Origin of the sequence: Brevundimonas sp., from assembly GCF_030656255.1 — a bacterium.
Lineage (GTDB): Bacteria > Pseudomonadota > Alphaproteobacteria > Caulobacterales > Caulobacteraceae > Brevundimonas.
The window spans coordinates 1-3,640 of the sequence record NZ_JAUSOE010000008.1; the positions used below are offsets into that span (position 1 = coordinate 1).

Annotated in this window: 4 protein-coding genes; 2 read left to right on the forward strand and 2 right to left on the reverse strand. The window is 67.0% G+C overall.

Features of this window, described 5'->3' with window-relative positions:
* Both Q7J26_RS00405 and Q7J26_RS00410 read left to right on the forward strand, forming a co-directional pair.
* Positions 1 to 422: hypothetical protein (locus tag Q7J26_RS00405; protein WP_304934558.1), on the forward strand; the 422-nt coding region annotated here is incomplete at its 5' end.
* A 52-nt stretch (positions 423 to 474) separates the two neighbouring features.
* Positions 475 to 1,800, forward strand: coding sequence for a hypothetical protein (locus Q7J26_RS00410; protein WP_304934559.1), 1,326 nt, complete (start codon positions 475 to 477; stop codon positions 1,798 to 1,800).
* 4 nt (positions 1,801 to 1,804) lie between these two features.
* Here Q7J26_RS00410 and Q7J26_RS00415 read toward each other — a convergent pair whose 3' ends face one another.
* Both Q7J26_RS00415 and Q7J26_RS00420 read right to left on the reverse strand, forming a co-directional pair.
* Positions 1,805 to 1,987 (reverse strand): hypothetical protein, encoded by a 183-nt coding sequence (locus Q7J26_RS00415; protein WP_304934560.1) that lies wholly within the window; start codon positions 1,985 to 1,987, stop codon positions 1,805 to 1,807.
* 77 nt (positions 1,988 to 2,064) lie between these two features.
* A partial coding sequence (locus tag Q7J26_RS00420; RefSeq protein WP_304934561.1) for a CTP synthase occupies positions 2,065 to 3,640 on the reverse strand: 1,576 nt, incomplete at its 5' end.

The following is a 3,640-nucleotide window of genomic DNA, read 5'->3' on the forward strand; positions in this document are numbered from 1 at the left end:
CTGGTCGACAAGAAACCCTCGCGGTGAATGACACGGGCGATACATTGCGGCGCCGGGTTGCAACGCCTATCCTCGGCGTCGTGAAGATCGTTTCGTCCCTTCTGCTGCTGATCGGCGCCCTGGCGGTGCTGACTCTGGGCGCCGTCGGCGTCTCGGCAGTGCCGGCTGCGGCCTCGGCGCCCTGCCACGAGACCGGCCACGCCGCCCCGGACCAGACGCCTGACCAACCCGTCAAAGCCCCAGGCAAAACAATGAAGGTGATGGCCTGCTGCGTCGCCTGCGTGGCGGCGCCGAACCTCGACCCCGCCTCAGATCCCGCCCCGACCGTCGCCCCGGCCCGCCTCAACGCCCCGCTGTTCAACGTCCCGGCCGGGCTCCTGCTCTCTCCCGAGCCCGGCCCGCCCCGCCTCCTGATCGCCTGAACCCCTGCGCCGCTCGCGGCGCCTTCAGTCACGATCATTCCAGGAGGCCATCATGGCTCCCCGCATCCTCGTCGGCGCCCTCGCCGGCGTCTCCCTGCTCGCCCTCGCTCAGGCCGCAAGCGCGCAGGACCATTCCCACCACTCGGCCGCACCGGCCGCCGATCCTCACGCTGGCCACGACATGGGCGACATGCCGGCCGCCTCCCACGTCATGACCAGCCCCTACGGCGCCTGGCCCATCAGCCGGGACGCCTCGGGCACCAGCTGGCAGCCCGACTCCGGCGTACTTGCCGGCATCCACACCGTCCGGGGCGACTGGACGGTGATGACCCACGCCCTGCTCAACCTGACCTATGACACCCAGTCCGGGCCGCGCGGCGGCGACAAGACCTTCGTCTCGGGCATGCTGATGACCACGGCCCGCCGCGACTTCGACGACGGCTCGACCCTGAACCTGCGCGCCATGCTCAGCCCCGACCCCCTGATGGGCAAGTCCGGCTATCCCCTGCTGCTGGCGGCCGGCGAGACGGCGAACGGCGTCGATCCCCTGGTCGATCGCCAGCACCCGCATGACTTCTTCATGGAGCTGTCGGCCAGCTATTCGAAACGCCTGTCAGAAAAGGACAGCCTCTACGGCTACATCGGCCTGCCCGGCGAACCCGCCTTCGGCCCGCCCGCCTTCATGCATCGGATGAGCGCCATGGACAGTCCCGAGGCGCCCATCACCCACCACTGGCTGGACTCGACCCATATCGTTTTCGGCGTCACCACCCTGGGCTGGGCCCACGACCGGTTCAAGATCGAGACCTCGGCCTTCAAGGGGCGCGAACCGGACGAAGAACGCTGGGGCGTAGACTCGCCGAAACTGGACAGCTGGTCGGTGCGGGGCTCGTGGAATCCGACGGCCGACTGGTCCTTCCAGGCCTCCTACGCCGACGTCTCGGCCCCGGAACAGCTGGAGCCGGACGAGGACGAGACCAAATGGTCCGCCAGCGCCCTCCACACCCGCCGGCTGGGTGAAACCGGCTGGTGGTCCTCGACCCTGGCCTGGGGCCGCAAGACCAATAGTCACGACGAGTCCAAGGACGGCTGGCTGCTGGAATCCGCCCTCCACCCGAACGACCGCTGGACCGTCTTCGCCCGCGCCGAACGGATCGAGACCGACGAACTGGTCCCCGGCGACCACGGCGGCCACGGCGACCTCTACACCGTCGGAAAAGCGTCTCTGGGCGCCGTGCGCGACTGGCGGATCGCCCCCCGCGTCCGCTTCGGCCTTGGCGCCCTCTATGCGGTGAACCGCGTGCCGGGCGCGCTGGAGCCGGTTTACGGCGGCGATCCCGACGGCGGAATGATCTTCATGCGCCTGAAGATCGACTGACGGTTTAGGCCCGTCCGGCTTCGGCCGGGCGGGCCGACGGCGAGGCCATGTGTCGCACGGCCTCATAGCCGAGCGCCGCCACGCCGAAAACGAGACCCAGCCCGCCGACGATCAGCACCAGACGAAAATGTCGGTGCAAATGATAGAGCAACTCGCCGATCATCGACGGTCCATCCTGTCGGATCATCCCGATTCGATCCGTTCCAGGCAGTTTACTGCAAAACTGACATCCAACGGAATCGCAGGTCCGTGAACGGGGTTTGATCAGACCAGACGGCTCTGCACTATGGCGGCGCCGATGAAGCTGGCGAACAACGGGTGGGGCGCGAACGGCCGGCTCTTCAGCTCGGGGTGATACTGGACGCCGATGAACCACGGATGATCGGGCCGCTCCACCGTCTCGGGCAGGACCCCGTCAGGCGACAGTCCGGCGAACACCAGGCCCGCCTTCTGCTCGATCGCCTCGCGATAGTTGATATTGACCTCGTAGCGGTGGCGATGCCGTTCGCTGATGGCCGTGGCCCCGTAGATCTCGGCGATCTTGGAGCCTTCGGCCAGAGTCGAGTCATAGGCGCCCAGACGCATGGTGCCGCCCAGGTCCCCGCCCTGCTGACGCAGGACCCGCTGATTGCCCTGGGTCCATTCGGTCATCAGGCCGACAACCGGCTCAGCGGTCGGACCGAACTCGGTCGACGAGGCCTTGGCGTAGCCGGCCAGGTTTCGCGCCGCCTCGATCACCGCCATCTGCATGCCGAAACAGATGCCGAAATAGGGGATGTTGCGCTCGCGGGCGAACCGCGCCGCCTCGATCTTGCCTTCCGATCCGCGCTCGCCGAAGCCGCCGGGCACCAGAACGGCGTGGGCGCCCTGCAGGCGCTCCTCGCAGGCTTCCGGATCGCCTTCGAAGGTGTCGGCCTCGACCCAATCGATATTGACCTTGACGTTATTGGCCACGCCGCCGTGGTGCAGGGCCTCGATCAGGGACTTATAGGCGTCCTTCAGCACGGTATATTTTCCGACCACCGCGATGGTGACCTCGCCGTCCGGGTGCAGACGACGGCGTGCGATCTCTTGCCAGCGCGTCAGGTCGGGTTCGGGCGCGTCCTCGATGCCGAAATGGGCCAGGACTTCGCGGTCCAGACCTTCGCGGTGATAATCCAGCGGCACGGCGTAGATGTCGGCCGAGTCCATGGCCTGAATCACGCCGCTTTCGCGCACATTGCAGAACAGGCCGATCTTGCGCTTTTCCTCGGGCGGGATCGGGAATTCGCAACGGCACAGCAGGATGTCGGGCTGGATGCCGATGGAGCGCAGTTCCTTGACCGAGTGCTGGGTCGGCTTGGTCTTCATCTCGCCGGCCGTCTTGATGAAGGGCAGCAGGGTCAGATGGACGAAGCAGGAGCGGCCGCGCGGCAAGTCCTGGCCCAGTTGGCGGATGGCCTCGAAGAAGGGCAGGCCCTCGATGTCGCCGACCGTGCCGCCGATCTCGACCAGGACGAAGTCCACATCCTCGCCGTCGTCGGTCAGGGCCGGGGTCAGGCAGAAGGATTTGATCTGGTCGGTGACGTGGGGAATGACCTGGACGGTCGCGCCCAGATAGTCGCCGCGCCGTTCCTTCTCCAGGATGGTCGAATAGATCCGGCCGGTGGTGATATTGTCGGACTTGGCCGCCGACACCCCGGTGAACCTCTCATAGTGGCCCAGGTCCAGGTCGGTCTCGGCGCCGTCGTCGGTCACGAAGACCTCGCCGTGCTGATAGGGGCTCATCGTGCCCGGATCGACGTTCAGATAGGGGTCGAGCTTGCGCAGACGCACCTTGTAGCCGCGCGCTTGCAGAAGC

What these genes read in the sequence shown, in the direction of transcription:
- Q7J26_RS00410 (WP_304934559.1), top strand. Translation starts at nt 475, where the DNA reads ATGGCTCCCCGCATCCTCGTCGGCGCCCTCGCCGGCGTCTCCCTGCTC.
- Q7J26_RS00415 (WP_304934560.1), bottom strand. Translation starts at nt 1,987, where the DNA reads ATGATCCGACAGGATGGACCGTCGATGATCGGCGAGTTGCTCTATCAT.